Here is a 15,532-nt window from a genome sequence, read left to right as displayed (position 1 = left end):
TGTGCTTGCCAATAACCCTGGCTTCGCGTATGGAGAACATTAACAGAACATAACCCCGCGCCAATTGAGCAACCGGACCGGGTCTGACATAAGGGCAAGGAGTGCAGGCAGGATGAACGACATGACCATGGACAAGAAATCGGCCGACAAGCAGAAGGCCCTGGACAGCGCCCTTGCGCAGATCGAGCGGCAGTTCGGCAAGGGGTCGATCATGAAGCTGGGCGCCGACAACCCGGTCGCCGAGATCGAGGCGACATCGACCGGCTCGCTGGGTCTCGACATCGCGCTTGGCATTGGCGGTCTGCCGAAGGGCCGGATCATCGAGATTTACGGCCCCGAAAGCTCCGGCAAGACCACGCTGACGCTGCATGCTGTGGCCGAGGAACAGAAAAAGGGCGGGGTCTGTGCCTTTGTCGATGCCGAACACGCGCTCGATCCGCATTACGCCCGCAAGCTGGGCGTGAACCTGGACGAGCTGCTGATCTCGCAGCCCGATACCGGCGAGCAGGCGCTTGAGATTGTCGACACGCTGGTGCGCTCCGGCGCGGTCAGCATGGTCGTGGTCGACTCCGTTGCCGCGCTGACCCCGAAATCCGAGATCGAGGGCGATATGGGCGATCACCAGGTCGGCGCCCAGGCCCGGCTGATGAGCCAGGCGATGCGCAAGCTGACCGCCTCGATTGGCCGGTCGAACTGCATGGTGATCTTCATCAACCAGATCCGCATGAAGATCGGCGTGATGTTCGGCAGCCCGGAAACCACATCGGGCGGGAACGCGCTGAAATTCTACGCCTCGGTGCGGCTCGACATCCGCCGGATCGGTGCGGTGAAGGATCGCGACGAGGTGGTCGGCAACACCACCCGCGTCAAGGTCGTCAAGAACAAGGTCGCGCCGCCCTTCCGCCAGGTCGAATTCGACATCATGTATGGCGAGGGCATCTCCAAGATGGGCGAGCTGATCGACCTGGGCGTGAAGGCCGGCGTGGTCGAGAAATCCGGCTCTTGGTATTCCTATGGGGATGAGCGGATCGGGCAGGGGCGCGAGAACGCCAAGCAGTTCCTGCGCGAAAACCCGGCGCTTGCCGTCGAGGTCGAGGACAAGATCCGCGCCAGCCACGGGCTGGAATTCGACGCGAACCCCGAGGACGAGGATGTGCTGTCGGAGGAATGATCCGCCAGACTTCCTCCGAAAGTCAGACCCGCCCGGCATCCCTCTGATGCCGGGCTTTTTCTTGCATCCCGATAGCTGACCGCCGCGCCAGCAGCCCCGCAAGTTCTTGAGCGCCATGCAGTTATCTGGCATCCAGCACATCACATGGCCGCGCCCCGCCAGCATCACCCTCAGCAAGCATCGGGCGCATCTTAAATTCCGCGGCTGATCCGCGAAGCTCATGGCGAGAGGACGAACGAGGTGATGCGACTGACCGGACCATTTGTGCTTCTGTGCTGCCTCGGAACCGCCGCGATGGCCGATATGGACGAGGTGACGCAGGACGTGATCGGCCCGTCCTATCAGCGGTTCGCCATGCAAAGCGCCGCGCTCGCGGCGGCGGCCGAGCAGGACTGCGATGCCGAGGCGCTGCGCGCGCCCTACCAGACAGCCTGGGATGCATGGGCACGGATCGGCTTCTTCCGCCTCGGCCCGGTGGAGGAGGACGGGCGGGCGCTCGCCATCAGCTTCTGGCCCGACCCGAAATCGTCAGGACGCCGCACGCAACAGGCGATCGCACGGGACAATCCGCCGCTGCTCGATGATGCTGAGGCCTTTGCCGGGGTGTCGGTCGCGGCGCGCGGGTTTTCGGGGCTGGAGCGTTTGCTCTATCCGCCGGGCCTCGACGGCGCGCCGGACGTGCTGTGCCGGATGCGCCGCGCGACGGCTGCCGATCTTGCCCGCATGTCGGCGGAGATCGCGGCGGCATGGCCGGAATTTGCGGAGACGCTGCGCCGCGCCGGTCAGGAGGGCAATGACCGGTATCTGACCGCAGATGAAGCGCAGCAGGCGATCTTTACCCAGATCATCACCGGATTGGACTATGCCGCGGACACCCGTATGGGCCGACCGATGGGCACGCCCGAACAGCCGCGCCCGGAGCGTGCGGAAAGCCGCGCCTCGGGGCGCAGCCTGCGCAATCTGGCGCTGTCGCTGCAGGGAATACGGGACATGGCCCTGGCGCTCTACCCCGACGCATCCCGCAGCGCGGCGGCGTTCGACGCGGCGCTCTCGCGCGCGGAGAGCCTGGACGACCCGGTCTTCGACGGGGCCGCCGAGCCGGAGGGCCGGCGGCAATTGATCGCGCTGCAACGCGCCATCCGCCAGACCCGCAACATCGTCGAGGAAGAGATCGGTCAGGCGCTCGGCCTCACTCTGGGGTTCAACTCGCTGGATGGCGATTGATGGCGGATCGGCGGGTCTTCCTGAAGGGTCTGGCCGCCGCTGCGGTGCTGCCGGTGCGTGGTTGGGCGGCGGTGGGCCAGCCGGGATGGGTGGCCGCCGCGCGGCAGGCGGATGGGCGCCACGCGCTTTGCGGGCTGGATGCGGATGGGCGCATCACCTTTTCCGTGCCGCTGCCGGATCGGGGCCATGCCGCCGCCGCCCATCCCTACCGGGCCGAGATCGTGGCCTTCGCCCGCAGGCCGGGGCGGTTCGGGCTGGTGATCGATTGCCGCGATGGCGCGGTGATCCGGCGCCTGAGCCCGCCTGCGGGGCGGCAGTTCAACGGGCATGGCGCCTATGCCTCGGACGGGCGGCTGCTGTTCACCTCCGAGGTGGTGGCGCAGGGCTCTGCCGGGCGGATCGGGCTGTGGGATGTGCGTGCCGGATATGCGCGGATCGGGGAGTGGGACAGCCACGGCATCGGCCCGCATGAGATCAAGCTGTGTCCCGATGGCGGGCTGGCAGTCGCGAATGGTGGGATCGAGACCGACCCCGATGATCGCAAACCGCTGAACCTGGACCGGATGCGGCCAAATCTCGCGCTGATCGGCGCGGAGGGCGATCTGGTCTCCCGTCGTGAAATGCCGGATGAACTGGCGCAGAACTCCATCCGGCACCTGGCCCTGCTGCCCGGCGGGATCGGCTTTGCCATGCAGTGGCAGGGCGACGTGGCAGAGCCGGTCCCGCTGCTCGGCATCGCGCCTGACGGGGCGTCGCTGCGTGGCTGCCCGCCGCCCGAACCCGAACGCTTTGCGATGAAGGCCTACGCGGGTTCCATCGCCGCGACCGCGTCGGGATTGATCGCCATCACCTCGCCCCGTGGCGGGGTGGTGATGATCCACCGCGCGGACGGGGCGCATCTGTCCACGCTGCGCCGCGCCGATATCTGCGGGGCCGCCAGCCGCGACGCGGACGGCTTCATGCTGACTGACGGCGGCGGTGCGATCTGGGTGGCGGATGCGGATGGCCTGTCGCTCATGTCGAGCCACGCGCTTGCCTGGGACAACCACCTGGTGCGGATCGGCGGCGCGGGTTAGTCGCGCGCGTCCTCCTCGTCATCGCCGAAGCGGGAATCGTCGGCGAATTCGTCCTCGCCCTCGCCGACATATTTGGCCGAGTTGCGGATGGAGATATCGTCGTGGGATTCGTCCATCACCACGTCGGACGGGATCTCGCCCGCCAGCCAGTCGCGCAGCTCCTCGCGCGCCTCGGACCGCTCCATCCCCTCCAGCTCGGCGATATAGCGGATGAAGGCGGCCTGATCGCCATCGATCTCGTCAAGATCCGCCTCGTCCGCGTCGGGCCACTTGTCCAGGATCGCCTCGTAGAAGGCGGGCCAGTTATTCGCGACGTGATGCCATTTCATGCGCTGCTCCTCTACTTGAAGCGAACCATGCCGTTCGTGTTCCGGCTAACTTCGACACGCCTGACGGGGTTCCCTCAGGGAGCGGCAGTTTCGCGCCACCAGGTTTCCGGCAGGAATCCAGGATAATCGCCATAGGTCGGAATTTCATCGGGAAATTTCAGTGTCGTGTCATGGGCCAGCCGGCTGACGGGGGAATACCCGGCCGGGATCACGTAGCGCCCGGCGGTCAGGATCCGGTCGAGCGCGCGCACGGCGGACACGAAATCCTCGCGCGAGGCGGCGTTCAGCATCTCGTCGATCATCGCTTCGGCTGCGGGAGAGGCCATGCCCATGAAGTTGCGGGTGCCGGGATCGCTCACCCCGGCACTGCCCCAGTAGAGAAGCTGCTCATTGCCGGGGGACAGCGACAGCGCGCGGTCGTACCAGGTCATGTCGAAGGCGTAATTATTGGTGCGTTCGATATATTGCGCGCTGTCCAGCATGGTGATGCGGGCGTTGATCCCAAGGCTGCGCAGCGATTCGACGAAGATATCGACAAGCTGCTTCATCTCGGAGGCGGTGGTCATCGCCGCGCCGGACTGGTTCAGCAGGATCTCGAACGCCATGGGCTCGCCGTCGCCATTGACCAGGGCGCCATCCCGGACGGTCCATCCCGCCTCCTCCAGCAGCGAAAGGGCACGGCGCATCGCGCCTCGATCCAGCGGCCGGTCCGCGCCTTCGGGCAGCGCATATCCGTCAATCGCGCCGGGTGGCAGCTCCTCTGCAAAGGGTTGCAGCAATTCCAGCACCCTGCCTTCGGCCGGTGCATCGGGCGTCATGGCGAGTTCGGAATTGGCGAAATAGGAGGTGATGCGGCGCTCCTGCCCGCCGGACAGGGTGGCGTTGATGAATTTCCAGTTGAACGCCTCGATCATGGCCTGGCGGACGCGCCAGTCGGCAAAGACCGGGTTCCGCGTGTTCATCACCAGCCCCATGATCCCCGAGGGGCGCTCGTTGGGGATTTCGGATTTGGTGATCTCGCCCGCCACGGCGCGGGGGAAATCATACTCGGTGTCCCATTTCGTCGGGCTCAGCTCGCGCCAGACGTCAATGTCCCCGGCCTTGAACGCCTCGAACATGGCGTTGTTGTCCCCGAAATAGTCGTAGATGACCCGGTCGAAATTATGCAGCCCCTGATTGATCGGCAGATCCTTCCCCCACCAGTCGGGGTTCTTGCGGAAGGTGAAGGCCCGGCCGGGATCGACATTCTCGATCACATAGGGCCCGGAGCCGATCGGCACCTCCAGCCCGGACTGGCTGAAATCCGTGCCCTCCCATTGCGCCTTCTTGAGGATCGGCCGCATCCCCATCAGCAGGGCCAGTTCGCGGTCCTGAGTGTTGAAGGTGAAGCGGACCTTGTTCGGGCCGGTCTGCTCCATCGATTCGACCTTCGACCACGCGCCGCGATAACGCGGATGGCCTTGCGTGCCGAGCGTCTCATAGGACCACATCACATCCCCGACCGTGACCGGCGATCCGTCCGAGAAGCGCGCCTCGGGGCGCAGGGTGAATTCGACCCAGCTGCGCGCCTCGTCCGTCTCCACCGATTCCGCCAGCAGCCCATAAAGCGTGAAGGGCTCGTCCATCGACCGCAGCATCAGCGTTTCGGCCAGCACGCCGGGCATGGTGTAGACGGGCCAGGCCGGGCTGCCTTTCAGCACCCAGGGCTTCAGGGAATCGAAACTGCCCGATTCGGCGAGGCGAATCGTCCCCCCCTCCGGCGCCTCGGGATTCGCATAGGGCAGGTGGGCGAACCCCTCGGGCAGGGCCGGCTCGCCATACATGGCGATGCCGTGTGACGGTTCCGCGACGCTTGCCAGCGGCATTGCGGCAACAGTGGTGAACATGGCGAATCCGGCCAGAAATGCGGCGCTGATCGCGGATTCGTTAGGATTCTTGATGATTTGCATCTTGGCGACTGCTCCCCTGCGGCAAATGCCTGTTATTTCAATGCCGAGCCTATCCGAGTGACTTTACCCTGACAAACAACAGCCTTGGACTCACGCACGGTTTCGCCTATACATGAGTCACTGCTCGATAGGTTTCTTGCCTGTATGAAACCTGCCTCATGACTGGCGCCCGCCTTGTGCGGGCGCTTTTTTTATGGTCCGCTCGCGCCGGAAAAATCATGTGAGGAATCCCGATGTTCGAGAATGTGCTGAAGGGCAAGACGGCGGTGGTGACGGGGTCCAACTCCGGCATCGGTCTGGGGATCGCGAAAGAGCTGGCGCGGGCCGGGGCGAATGTCGTTCTGAACAGCTATACCGACGACGCGGCCGATCACAAGCTGGCCGAGGACGTGGCGGCGGAGTTCGGCACCGAGGTGCGCTATATCCAGGCCGACATGTCGAAGCCGGATCAGTGTCGCGCCCTGATCGAGAAGGCCGGGGCCTACGACATCCTGGTGAACAATGCCGGGATCCAGCATGTCGCCCCGATCCCGGAATTCCCGGTCGAGAAATGGGATGCGATCATCGCGATCAACATGTCCTCGGCCTTCCATTGCACGGCGGCGGCGCTGCCGGGGATGCAGAAGAACGGATGGGGCCGGGTCATCAACATCGCCTCGGCCCACGGTCTGACCGCCAGCCCGTTCAAATCCGCCTATGTCGCCGCCAAGCATGGTGTGGTCGGGCTGACCAAGGTCACGGCACTGGAAGAGGCGGGCAAGGGCATCACCTGCAACGCGATCTGCCCCGGCTACGTGCTGACGCCGATCGTGGAAAAGCAGATCCCCGACCAGATGAAGACCCATAACATGAGCCGCGAGGATGTGATCGCCAAGGTGATGCTGGAACGCCAGCCCTCGGGCGAGTTTGCCACGGTCGAACAGATGGGCGGCACGGCGGTATTCCTGTGCAGCGACGCGGCGGCACAGATCACCGGCACCACGATCAGCGTCGATGGCGGCTGGACCGCCATGTAAGCGCGCCGGCCGGCCGGGGCGGTTCGCCCGCTGGCTGGACGGCTGGACGAAGCGGCGGGCAGAGAAGAACCGCCGCTTCAAGATCCCGTGCCACCTGACCCTGCCGGACGCGGAACAGGACGGATCCTCGCCTCCAGACCGCGACCCGCCCCCGACACGGCGCGACGGATAACGGCGGCGAGCCTGTCAGGCGGCCTTGGCGATGGCCGCGTCCTCGGCCGCGATCTCGGCGGTCAGGAAGCGCAGGAATGCCTTGATCGCCGGGCGGTTGCGCCGCGCATGGGGATAGACCAGCCAATAGGCGCCATCGCAGCGCCAGCAGGTTTCGAATGGCTGGATCAGCGCGCCCGTCGCCAGCTCGAAGCGGAAAAAGCGGGGGTTGAGCAGCGCCACCCCCTCGCCAGTCAGCGCCATCCGGCCCAGATGAAGCTGCGAATCGACCTCGAATCGCCGCGTCGGGGCGCAGGACAGTTCTTCCACACCGGCGCAGCGCAGCCATTCGTCCCAGGCGCTGTCGGTGCTGTTGAGCCAGGGCAGTGCCTCGACATCTTCCGGCGTGTTGATCGGCCCGAACCGGTCCAGCAGGGGCGGGGCGTAGAGCGGCGTCAGCTCGGATGAAAACAGCTTGTGGCTGACAAGCCCGTCCCAGTCGCCGCTGCCGAATCGGATCGCGACATCGACATCCTGCCGCGCGAAATCGACCAGCCGGTCATTCGTATCCAGCCGAACCGCCAACCCGGGCTGCTCCATCTGGAACCGGCCCAGCCGGTGCGACAGCCAGTTCCCGGCCACGGTGGTCATGGTCGAGATGGTCAGCGTCTCGGCCTGGCCACTGCCGCCGGAAAACGCCTCGCGCAGCAGATCGAACGCTTCGGAGGTGGGACCGGCAAAGCGCCGCCCCAGTTCGGTCAGTTCCAGCCCTTTCGGCTTGCGCAGGAAAAGCGGCCCGCCGAGGCGTTCCTCCAGCAGCTTAATCTGATAGCTGACCGCCGCCTGCGTCATCCCCAGGCTTTCGGCAGCGCGGGTGAAGCTGAGCTGGCGGCTGGCGGCGTCAAAGACGCGCAATGCGGCGAGGGGCGGGATCTCCATAAGGGCACCTTATGCCGACTTCTCGGCGTTTTGTTGGCAAATCGGCCCTGATCCTAGCATTCTGTGAACACGGATCAACGGGAGATGCGCCGGATCACAAGCCGGATCACGCCCGAAGACAGCAAATGAAACGCCCGATCCCGCGCGCCAGGCGGCACAAGCCCGCTTTATGGTGGACGGGAGAGGTTTGGCAAAAGGAGGGCCCGGATATGGCCATGATCGCAATGAACGATGTTGGACGGAGGGAATATCTCTCGCCCCTGGCGCGGTGCCTGATGCGCATCGCAAGCTGGCAGGAGGCCCGGCATGCCCGGAACACGTATCGCCGCAGTCTCGCGGAGATTCCCGAACATCTGCGCCAGGATATCGGGCTGGATGGCGGCGCGCGGTTGCAGGCCGGGCGACACGCCGGCCGGACCTTCATCCGGGACGACCGGCCGGACAGCAGCCTGAGTTCGTGGTTCTGGTAGGTTTCAATGCGGCCCGCGGGGCAGGCTGCTCCGCGGGCCATCCGTTCGCGAGGGTTCAGCCTGTCAGGACAGAGCCTTCGCGACATCCGCCGGGGAGGATTTGGTCAGATCCTTCGCCAACTCCTTGGCGATGATCGATTCCAGCTCCTTGTGGTAATGCTTGCGCATCGTGCCAAGCGTCGTCGGATCGGCCACGATGGCCACCTGCTCCGCCTTGTGGCGCAGCACGATCCGGTTCAGCCGCTCGGCCAGTTGCTTGGCGAAGGTGGCCTCGTCCTCATCCTTGGGAGAGCGTTCCTGCGGCGCATGGCCCTCGCCTTCATCGGCCAGGTTCTGCGGGGTCAGGTGATCGACCTCGGCCAGTTCCAGACCCTGTTTTGCGACGTTGCGATAGAGAAGCGCGTGTTTGCCGTCGGCGACGACGACGAGTGCGTTGTGGTCCAGCATGTCTGCTCCTTCTCTTCATGCAGGCAGGAGCAACGCCGCAACCGGATCAGGGTTCCTGCCAGCCCGCACAGAAGCGATGGATGCGCGACATCGCCTCGCGCAGCGCCTCGTCGCTGGCCGCGTAGCTGACGCGGAAATGCGGCGACAGGCCGAAGGCCGCGCCGAACACCACCGCGACGCCGGTCTCGTTCAGCAGCGCGGTGGCGAAGGCCTCGTCATCGGTGATCTTCGTGCCACCGGCCGAGACCCTGCCGATCAGCCCGGCAATGGAGGGATAGACATAGAACGCCCCCTGCGGCGTCGCGCAGTCGATCCCCGGACAGGCATTCAGCCCCGCCACCACCATGTCGCGGCGCCGCTGAAACGCTTCGCGCGATTCGGTGATATAGTCCTGCGGCCCGGTCAGCGCCGCGATTGCGGCATACTGGCTGATCGTGCAGGGGTTGGAGGTGGATTGCGATTGCAGCTTCGCCATGGCGCGGATCAACGCGCGCGGCCCGGCGCCGTAGCCGATGCGCCAGCCGGTCATCGCATAGGCCTTGCTGACCCCGTTCATGGTCAGCGTGCGGTCGATCAGCCCCGGCTCGACCTGCGCGGGCGTGGCAAAGGCGAAGCCGTCGAACACCAGGTGCTCATAGATGTCGTCCGCCAGCACCCAGACCTGCGGATGCGCCATCAGCACATCAGTCAGCGCGCGCATCTGCGTGTCGTCATAGGCCGCGCCGGACGGGTTCGAGGGCGAGTTCAGGATCAGCCATTTCGTGCGCGGCGTGATGGCGTCGCGCAGTGCATCTGCCGTCAGCCGGAACCCGTCCTCGGCCGGGCAGGGCAGCACGACCGGAACGCCGCCGGCGAGCGCCACGATATCGGGATAGCTGACCCAGTAGGGCGCGGGAATGATGACCTCGTCGCCAGGATTGACCGTCGCCATCAGCGCATTGAACAGGATCTGCTTGCCGCCCGACGCGACGCTGACCTGATCGGGCGCGTAGTCCAGCCAGTTGTCCCGGGCGAACTTGTCGCAGATTGCCTGTTTCAGCGGCGCGATCCCGTCCACCGTGGTGTAGCGCGTCTGGCCCGCGTCGATCGCGGCCTTGGCGGCGTCGCGGATATGTTCGGGGGTATTGAAATCGGGCTCTCCTGCCGACAGCGCGATGATGTCACGACCTTCGGCCTTCAGCTCTGCCGCGCGTCCGGTCATCGCGACGGTGGGCGAGGGCTTGATCCTGGTGATGGCGTCTGAAAGGAAGGCCACGGCGCGCTCCTTGGCGGGGGAATTCACCCGTCATAGGCTGCGCGCGGTCAGGCGACAAGCGAGGCGAGGCATGGAAACGCCGGAAAACCGGCTCAAGCGGCTGCGGATGCGAAGCTGGCGGCGCGGCATGAAGGAGATGGACCTGATCCTGGGTCCGTTCGCGGATGCCGAACTGGCCGGTCTGACCGACGCGCTGCTGGCTGACTATGAGCAATTGCTGGCGGAGAATGATCAGGATCTCTATCGCTGGATCGTCGCCCGGTCGCGCCACGAGGCGGCGGGGCCGGAGGCGCTGTCGGCGCTTCTGGATCGCATCGCCGCCTCGGCCTTCGGCCGGTTCGGCCCGGATGATCGGCATTTTACGAATATGCCGGCGAAAACCCGCGCCGATTAACCGCGGATTCGGGAATGGCCGCCATCATCCCTGTCAATGAGGGGATGATGACGACATGACGGCACTTTCTGCCCGGCAGCCGAAGGAGGAGACGCCAGACCAGGTGCAGGCCTATTTTCATTGCCTGCAAATGCTGGAACGGCTTCACCGGCTGATGCTGGATCTGATCAAGGACGATTTCGAGCGGTTGGGACGCTGTGACCTGACCCCTGTTCAGGCGTTGCTTCTGTATAATCTGGGCGAGGCGGAGGTTTCGGCGGGCGAATTGCGCAGCCGCGGCATGTATCAAGGCTCGAACGTGTCCTACAACCTCAAGAAGCTGGTCGGCATGGGCTATGTCCATCACGCCCGCAGCGATCAGGACCGCCGCTCCGTTCGGGTGCGGCTGACCGGTGCAGGACAGGAGATCCGGGCCCAGATCGGTGAACTCTTCGCCCGCCATGCCCAGGCCCTGGTGATGTCCGGTATCCTGGACGATCCTCCGCTGGACCGTGTCAACCTGCAATGGCGGCGGATCGAGCGGTTCTGGGGGGACCAGATCCGCTACATCTACTAGGGCCGCGCTGCCATCTTGGAACCGGAGAGGATCGGTGCAGTCATACCCGCGCAACCGGGGGCGAGCGGGTCGGGGCGGGGCGGTTTGCGAAATATAGGGTGGGGCGGACGCGGGCAGGTTTGACGCTCTGACTCAACTGGAGAGTCGCGCAGATCCTAGGCGCATGGCGCGCTCTGCGCGGATCGGGTGTCCGGGCGTTGATCTCGGTGCCGAAGCGCCGTCGTCGGTGCTGGACGCAGCGATGCGACATGTTGCTTCCCGGTCATCGGCGCGGCCTTAACCAACTTCGTCTTAGCGAGCCGTGCTCTGACCGCCGCCGTATTCGGTCGGCACTCTATTTCAGGCCGGGGCCGGCGCTGACCTGCGGCCTCATCGCGCGGCGGTTGGCGTCTGCCGCGCGATGGGCTGTGCCCGGCTCAGCCCCTCACCAGTGGCCGGTATTTTCCATGCTGGCCCAGGGTTCCTGCGGCTCCAGGTGTCCGTCCTGCAGCAGCTCGATGGAAATATTGTCCGGACTGCGCACAAACGCCATATGACCATCGCGCGGCGGCCGGTTGATGGTCACGCCTGCATCCATCAGCTTCTGGCACATCTCGTAGATATTCTCCACGCGGTAGGCCAGATGCCCGAAATGGCGGCTGTCGGAGGGCAGCCCCTCATCGCCGTCCCAGTTATAGGTCAGCTCGACCGGGCACTCCTCCTGGCCGGGCGGGGCCATGAAGACCAGGGTGAACCGGCCCTCGTCATTCTCGATGCGGCGCACCTCCTCCAGCCCGAGCAGGGCGAAGAACTCCATGGTCTTGTCCAGATCCTTCACGCGGACCATCGTGTGCAGGTAACGAAGCGGCATCATCCGTCCTTTCCTCGTAAAAATCGCGGTCACTGTGACACGGACCCGAAGCGGCTTCAAACCGGTTCCGCCCTTGGGTATGACGGGAAGGCGGACATGGCGGGAGGCAGAGTTGCAGCAATATCACCAGGCGCTTCGGACGGTGCTGGAAAAGGGCGCGGAATCGAGCGACCGCACCGGCACCGGCACGATTTCCTATTTCGGGATGCAGTGCCGCTATGATCTCTCCGACGGGTTTCCGCTGGTGACGACGAAGAAACTGCATCTGCGCTCCATCATCCATGAATTGCTGTGGTTCCTGTCCGGCGACACGAATATCGCCTATCTCAAGGAGAACAAGGTCTCGATCTGGGACGAATGGGCGGATGAAAAGGGCGATCTCGGCCCGGTCTACGGCCATCAATGGCGGCGATTTCCGACGCTGAAGCCCGCGGGTGAAACGCAGGGCGACGATCCGCTCTACCTGGCCGGATCGGTGGACCAGATTGCCGATCTGGTGGAGAATATCCGCAACACCCCCGACAGCCGCCGGCTGATCGTGTCGGCCTGGAACCCCGGCGATGTGCCCGACATGGCGCTGCCGCCCTGCCACACGCTGTGGCAGGTCCGCATCATCGGGCGCAAGATGCATCTTCAGCTTTACCAGCGTTCGGCGGATATGTTCCTGGGCGTGCCGTTCAACATTGCCTCCTATGCGCTGCTGCTGGCGATGCTGGCGCATGTCACGGGCTACGAGCCGGGCGAGTTCATCCATACCATGGGTGATGCGCATATCTATTCCAACCATCTCGAACAGGTCCGCACCCAGCTTGCGCGCAGCCCCAAGCCCCTGCCGCAATTGCGCATCACCCGGCAGGTTGACTCGATCTTCGACTTCCGCTTCGAGGATTTCGAGTTCCTGGACTACGACCCCGATCCCGCCATCAAGGCGCCGGTGGCCGTCTGATGCTGAGCCTGATCGTCGCGCGCGCCCGCAACGGCGCCATTGGCCGGAACGGGGACATCCCGTGGCACATCCCCGCGGATCTGGCGTTCTTCAAGCGCGAGACGCTCGGCGGGGCGCTCATCATGGGACGCCGCACCTGGGAGAGCCTGCCGGTCCGGCCGCTGAAGAACCGGCTGAACCTGGCCGTCTCATCGACGCTGGAGGAACCGGATCACGTCGTCCCCGATCTCGACCGCGCGATCGACGTGGCGCGGGACCGGGGCTATGCCCGGATCTACGGCATTGGCGGGGCGCGGATCTATCGCGATCTGTTGCCGCGGGCCGATCGCCTGCTGATCACCGAGGTGGATCTGGACGTGCCAGATGCGGACACGTTCTTTCCCGAACCCGAGCCGCAGGACTGGCGCCGGGTCAGCGAGATCGAACTGGACACGGACGGCCCGCGCAGCGTGGTCGGGGAATGGCTGCGGCGCTAGCCGCTCAGGACGCCGGGCGGGCCGCCCGCACCGCCGAAAGCCATTCCCTGAGTGCCGCGAGGCTCTCCGGCTCGTCCAGCCACGGCACATGGGCCCGCCCCGGCACCTCGACATAAATCCCTTCAGGCCGGCGGCGCTGCATTTCCGCGAAGGTATCCGCGCTGAGCAGATCGGAATTCGCGCCGCGGATCACCGCAACCGGCAGCCCGGCGGTCGCATCCCAGAGCGGCCAGAGATCGGGATCTTTGCCGTCGAATGCCGCCAGGAACGCGTCCCGCAGGGCCGGATCATAGCGGATGCGCAGCCCGTCCGCTGTCTCTTCGTAATGTTTCTGCGCATCGGCCAGCCAACGGCCATCCGGGACGTCGGCGAAGCCCGGCATGTTCGCCGGCAGCTTGTCGGCCAGCTCGGCATGGCTGCGCGCGGTCGGGTTGCGCCCGACATAGTCGAAGATCCGCTCCAGCCCGCCGCGCGAAACCACCGGGCCGACATCGTTCAGGCACAGCCCGGACACCCGGTCATGGGCCGTGGCCGCCAGCACCAGCCCGATCAGCCCGCCCCGCGAGGTGCCGAGCAGCGCGGCATTCTCAACGCCGAGATGGTCGAGCAGTTGCACCGCGTCCTTCGCCTCGCGCGGGACGGTATAGCTGTCGGCGCCGGTCCGGTCGGACTGGCCGCGGCCGCGGTAATCCATGCGGATCATGCGGACCCGATCAAGATGCGGGGCCACGTAATCGAAATCCGCCATGTTCCGGGTCAGCCCGGCGAGGCAAAGAAGCGGAAGCCCCTCGCCCTCGTCGCGAAAGGCCAGGCGCGCGCCGTCATCGGCGGTGAAGAACTGCGTCATGAAAGCTCCGTCAGATCGGGAATGATGCGGCCCGGCCGATGCGGCAGGCGGTCCACCGGCAGGCGGGCGCGGTTGACCCAGACCGTGTCGAAGCCGAAATGCGCGGCGCCATAGATGTCCCAGCCATTCGAGGACACGAAGGTCACGTCGCCCGGCCCGCAGCCGAAATGATCGGTGACGACGCGATAGGCCTCGGCCGCGGGCTTGAAGCGGCCCGCCGTCTCGACCGAGAGAAGCGCATCAAGCCGCCCGTCCAGCCCCGCCGCGTTGACCGCATCCCGCAACATCTCGGGCGCGCCGTTGGAGAAGATGGCTGTAGCTGCTCCGGCGTTGCGCAGCCGGTCGAGCATCGCCGCCACCTCGGGATAGGCGGGCAGGGCGCGATAGAGATCGAGCAGATGCGCCGCCTGTGTCGCACCGACGCCGTGGCGCTCCGCGGCCCAGTCGAGCGCGTCGGCCGTGACCTGCCAGAAATCCGCATGATCGCCGGTGATCGCCCGCATCCAGCTATATTCGAGCTGTTTGCGCCGCCAGTCGGCCGACAGCGCGGCCCAGCTCTCTTTCAGGGCGGGGTCGGTTTTCGCCGCCTCCCGCGCCGCGCCGTCCACGTCGAACAGCGTGCCGTAGGCGTCGAAGACGAAGGTCATAGGTTCTCGCTCTGCGGCATGCCCAGAACGTGGTAGCCGCCGTCCACCGTGACGATCTCGCCGGTGGTGCAGGCGCCCCAGTCGCTGGCCAGCCAGACGGCGGTCCCGCCAATCGCGTCCAGTGTGGCATTGGCGCGTAGCGGCGCGTTGGCGGCGGTGTGGCGGAAGGTCTTGCGCGCGCCGCCGATGGCCGCGCCTGCCAGCGTCTTCATCGGGCCGGGACTGATCGCATTGACGCGGATCCCGTCGGGGCCCAGATCATTGGCCAGGTAGCGCACGCTGGCCTCCAGGGCTGCCTTGGCCACGCCCATGACATTGTAGAACGGCGTCACCCGGTTCGAGCCGCCATAGGTCAGCGTCAGGATGGTGCCGCCCCCGGTCATCAGCGTATGGGCGCGCCGGGCGACCTCGATCAGCGAGTAGCAGGAGATGTCGAGCGAGTTCTTGAAGTTCTCGCGCGAGGTGTTCATGAACCGGCCGGTCAGCTCGTCCTTGTTGGAATAGGCGATGGCGTGGACCAGGAAATCCAGCCGCCCCCATCTGTCGGCAAGCTGCGAGAACGCGGCGTCGAGGCTCGCGTCATTGGTCACATCGACATCGACCAGCAGATCCGATCCGACCGATTCCGCCAGCGGGGCCACGCGCTGCGCGAACATGTCGCCCTGATAGGTGAAGGCGAGTTCCGCGCCCTCTGCGGCCAGTGATCTCGCGATTCCCCAGGCGATCGAGCGGTCATTCGCGACCCCCATCACGAGGCCGCGCTTGCCCTTCAAAAGATCGCCCATGCACA

The 15,532-nt window shown here is 65.6% G+C and carries 18 protein-coding genes; 9 read left to right on the top strand and 9 right to left on the bottom strand.

Going from position 1 to position 15,532, the window contains the following annotated elements:
- The first annotated feature begins 121 nt into the window (after positions 1-121).
- The 3 genes from recA to BLT73_RS08430 all read left to right on the top strand — a co-directional run bounded on the left by recA (position 122) and on the right by BLT73_RS08430 (position 3,471).
- Positions 122-1,171 carry a recombinase RecA gene (recA, locus tag BLT73_RS08440; protein ID WP_245727192.1) on the top strand — a complete coding sequence of 350 codons (1,050 nt, stop codon included), beginning with the start codon at positions 122-124 and terminating at the stop codon, positions 1,169-1,171.
- Positions 1,172-1,414: 243 nt separating this feature from the next.
- Positions 1,415-2,395 (top strand): imelysin family protein, encoded by a 981-nt coding sequence (locus BLT73_RS08435; RefSeq protein WP_090522808.1) that lies wholly within the window; start codon positions 1,415-1,417, stop codon positions 2,393-2,395.
- Entirely contained in the window at positions 2,395-3,471 is a 1,077-nt protein-coding gene (locus tag BLT73_RS08430; protein ID WP_090522805.1) for a DUF1513 domain-containing protein, read from the top strand. The genes BLT73_RS08435 and BLT73_RS08430 overlap by 1 nt, the downstream gene beginning before the upstream one ends.
- Here the strand turns inward: BLT73_RS08430 and BLT73_RS08425 are convergent.
- Positions 3,468-3,800 carry a hypothetical protein gene (locus BLT73_RS08425; RefSeq protein ID WP_090522803.1) on the bottom strand — a complete coding sequence of 111 codons (333 nt, stop codon included), beginning with the start codon at positions 3,798-3,800 and terminating at the stop codon, positions 3,468-3,470. The two genes, BLT73_RS08430 and BLT73_RS08425, sit on opposite strands and share 4 nt — an antisense overlap.
- A gap of 74 nt (positions 3,801-3,874) precedes the next feature.
- Positions 3,875-5,749 carry an extracellular solute-binding protein gene (locus tag BLT73_RS08420; protein ID WP_090522802.1) on the bottom strand — a complete coding sequence of 625 codons (1,875 nt, stop codon included), beginning with the start codon at positions 5,747-5,749 and terminating at the stop codon, positions 3,875-3,877.
- Between the two features lie 233 nt (positions 5,750-5,982).
- On the opposite strand from BLT73_RS08420, the gene BLT73_RS08415 reads away from it, so the two are divergent.
- Complete coding sequence (locus BLT73_RS08415) at positions 5,983-6,765, top strand: 3-hydroxybutyrate dehydrogenase (RefSeq protein ID WP_090522800.1); 783 nt, start codon at positions 5,983-5,985, stop codon at positions 6,763-6,765.
- A gap of 186 nt (positions 6,766-6,951) precedes the next feature.
- On the opposite strand, the gene BLT73_RS08410 is transcribed toward BLT73_RS08415, so the two are convergent.
- Positions 6,952-7,854, bottom strand: a complete 903-nt coding sequence (locus BLT73_RS08410) for a LysR substrate-binding domain-containing protein (RefSeq protein WP_090522798.1) — start codon at positions 7,852-7,854, stop codon at positions 6,952-6,954.
- Between the two features lie 209 nt (positions 7,855-8,063).
- Between BLT73_RS08410 and BLT73_RS08405 the strand changes: the two genes are divergently transcribed.
- On the top strand, positions 8,064-8,324 hold the full coding sequence (locus tag BLT73_RS08405; RefSeq protein WP_090522796.1) for a hypothetical protein: 261 nt from the start codon (positions 8,064-8,066) through the stop codon (positions 8,322-8,324).
- A 63-nt stretch (positions 8,325-8,387) separates the two neighbouring features.
- On the opposite strand, the gene BLT73_RS08400 is transcribed toward BLT73_RS08405, so the two are convergent.
- On the bottom strand, positions 8,388-8,771 hold the full coding sequence (locus BLT73_RS08400; protein ID WP_090522794.1) for a host attachment family protein: 384 nt from the start codon (positions 8,769-8,771) through the stop codon (positions 8,388-8,390).
- 46 nt (positions 8,772-8,817) lie between these two features.
- Positions 8,818-10,026, bottom strand: coding sequence for a pyridoxal phosphate-dependent aminotransferase (locus BLT73_RS08395; protein ID WP_090523111.1), 1,209 nt, complete (start codon positions 10,024-10,026; stop codon positions 8,818-8,820).
- 70 nt (positions 10,027-10,096) lie between these two features.
- Here BLT73_RS08395 and BLT73_RS08390 point away from each other — a divergent pair, with 70 nt between their 5' ends.
- Positions 10,097-10,420 carry an FAD assembly factor SdhE gene (locus BLT73_RS08390; protein ID WP_090522792.1) on the top strand — a complete coding sequence of 108 codons (324 nt, stop codon included), beginning with the start codon at positions 10,097-10,099 and terminating at the stop codon, positions 10,418-10,420.
- A gap of 55 nt (positions 10,421-10,475) precedes the next feature.
- A complete protein-coding gene (locus BLT73_RS08385; RefSeq protein WP_090522790.1) occupies positions 10,476-10,976 on the top strand; it encodes a MarR family winged helix-turn-helix transcriptional regulator in 501 nt (166 codons plus the stop codon).
- Between the two features lie 424 nt (positions 10,977-11,400).
- Here the strand turns inward: BLT73_RS08385 and BLT73_RS08380 are convergent, their stop codons facing one another.
- Complete coding sequence (locus BLT73_RS08380; RefSeq protein WP_090523109.1) at positions 11,401-11,826, bottom strand: VOC family protein; 426 nt, start codon at positions 11,824-11,826, stop codon at positions 11,401-11,403.
- A gap of 112 nt (positions 11,827-11,938) precedes the next feature.
- Between BLT73_RS08380 and BLT73_RS08375 the strand changes: the two genes are divergently transcribed.
- Positions 11,939-12,772, top strand: coding sequence for a thymidylate synthase (locus BLT73_RS08375; protein WP_090522788.1), 834 nt, complete (start codon positions 11,939-11,941; stop codon positions 12,770-12,772).
- Positions 12,772-13,248 carry a dihydrofolate reductase gene (locus BLT73_RS08370; RefSeq protein WP_090522786.1) on the top strand — a complete coding sequence of 159 codons (477 nt, stop codon included), beginning with the start codon at positions 12,772-12,774 and terminating at the stop codon, positions 13,246-13,248. Before BLT73_RS08375 ends, BLT73_RS08370 begins: the two co-directional genes overlap by 1 nt.
- Before the next feature lie 4 nt (positions 13,249-13,252).
- Here BLT73_RS08370 and BLT73_RS08365 read toward each other — a convergent pair whose 3' ends face one another.
- From BLT73_RS08365 to BLT73_RS08355, 3 genes are read right to left on the bottom strand one after another with little or no spacing between them, the layout of a single operon-like run.
- Positions 13,253-14,095 (bottom strand): alpha/beta fold hydrolase, encoded by an 843-nt coding sequence (locus tag BLT73_RS08365; protein ID WP_090522784.1) that lies wholly within the window; start codon positions 14,093-14,095, stop codon positions 13,253-13,255.
- Positions 14,092-14,742: a haloacid dehalogenase type II gene (locus BLT73_RS08360; RefSeq protein ID WP_090522782.1), complete on the bottom strand. Its 651-nt coding sequence runs from the start codon at positions 14,740-14,742 to the stop codon at positions 14,092-14,094. Before BLT73_RS08360 ends, BLT73_RS08365 begins: the two co-directional genes overlap by 4 nt.
- Positions 14,739-15,527, bottom strand: a complete 789-nt coding sequence (locus tag BLT73_RS08355) for an enoyl-ACP reductase FabI (protein ID WP_090523107.1) — start codon at positions 15,525-15,527, stop codon at positions 14,739-14,741. Before BLT73_RS08355 ends, BLT73_RS08360 begins: the two co-directional genes overlap by 4 nt.
- Positions 15,528-15,532 lie beyond the last annotated feature (5 nt).

Origin of the sequence: Paracoccus isoporae, from assembly GCF_900101865.1 — a bacterium.
Taxonomy (GTDB): domain Bacteria; phylum Pseudomonadota; class Alphaproteobacteria; order Rhodobacterales; family Rhodobacteraceae; genus Paracoccus; species Paracoccus isoporae.
The sequence above is the reverse complement of the archived record's forward strand: the minus strand, read 5'-3'. Positions and strand labels throughout refer to the sequence as shown.

Excerpts from the sequence above, each read along its gene's own strand:
- BLT73_RS08385 (WP_090522790.1), top strand. The coding sequence starts at position 10,476 with ATGACGGCACTTTCTGCCCGGCAGCCGAAGGAGGAGACGCCAGACCAG.
- BLT73_RS08360 (WP_090522782.1), bottom strand. The coding sequence starts at position 14,742 with ATGACCTTCGTCTTCGACGCCTACGGCACGCTGTTCGACGTGGACGGC.
- BLT73_RS08380 (WP_090523109.1), bottom strand. The coding sequence starts at position 11,826 with ATGCCGCTTCGTTACCTGCACACGATGGTCCGCGTGAAGGATCTGGAC.
- BLT73_RS08425 (WP_090522803.1), bottom strand. The coding sequence starts at position 3,800 with ATGAAATGGCATCACGTCGCGAATAACTGGCCCGCCTTCTACGAGGCG.
- BLT73_RS08355 (WP_090523107.1), bottom strand. The coding sequence starts at position 15,527 with ATGGGCGATCTTTTGAAGGGCAAGCGCGGCCTCGTGATGGGGGTCGCG.
- BLT73_RS08430 (WP_090522805.1), top strand. The coding sequence starts at position 2,395 with ATGGCGGATCGGCGGGTCTTCCTGAAGGGTCTGGCCGCCGCTGCGGTG.
- BLT73_RS08370 (WP_090522786.1), top strand. The coding sequence starts at position 12,772 with ATGCTGAGCCTGATCGTCGCGCGCGCCCGCAACGGCGCCATTGGCCGG.
- BLT73_RS08365 (WP_090522784.1), bottom strand. The coding sequence starts at position 14,095 with ATGACGCAGTTCTTCACCGCCGATGACGGCGCGCGCCTGGCCTTTCGC.
- recA (WP_245727192.1), top strand. The coding sequence starts at position 122 with ATGACCATGGACAAGAAATCGGCCGACAAGCAGAAGGCCCTGGACAGC.
- BLT73_RS08405 (WP_090522796.1), top strand. The coding sequence starts at position 8,064 with ATGGCCATGATCGCAATGAACGATGTTGGACGGAGGGAATATCTCTCG.
- BLT73_RS08400 (WP_090522794.1), bottom strand. The coding sequence starts at position 8,771 with ATGCTGGACCACAACGCACTCGTCGTCGTCGCCGACGGCAAACACGCG.
- BLT73_RS08410 (WP_090522798.1), bottom strand. The coding sequence starts at position 7,854 with ATGGAGATCCCGCCCCTCGCCGCATTGCGCGTCTTTGACGCCGCCAGC.
- BLT73_RS08415 (WP_090522800.1), top strand. The coding sequence starts at position 5,983 with ATGTTCGAGAATGTGCTGAAGGGCAAGACGGCGGTGGTGACGGGGTCC.
- BLT73_RS08420 (WP_090522802.1), bottom strand. The coding sequence starts at position 5,749 with ATGCAAATCATCAAGAATCCTAACGAATCCGCGATCAGCGCCGCATTT.
- BLT73_RS08435 (WP_090522808.1), top strand. The coding sequence starts at position 1,415 with ATGCGACTGACCGGACCATTTGTGCTTCTGTGCTGCCTCGGAACCGCC.
- BLT73_RS08390 (WP_090522792.1), top strand. The coding sequence starts at position 10,097 with ATGGAAACGCCGGAAAACCGGCTCAAGCGGCTGCGGATGCGAAGCTGG.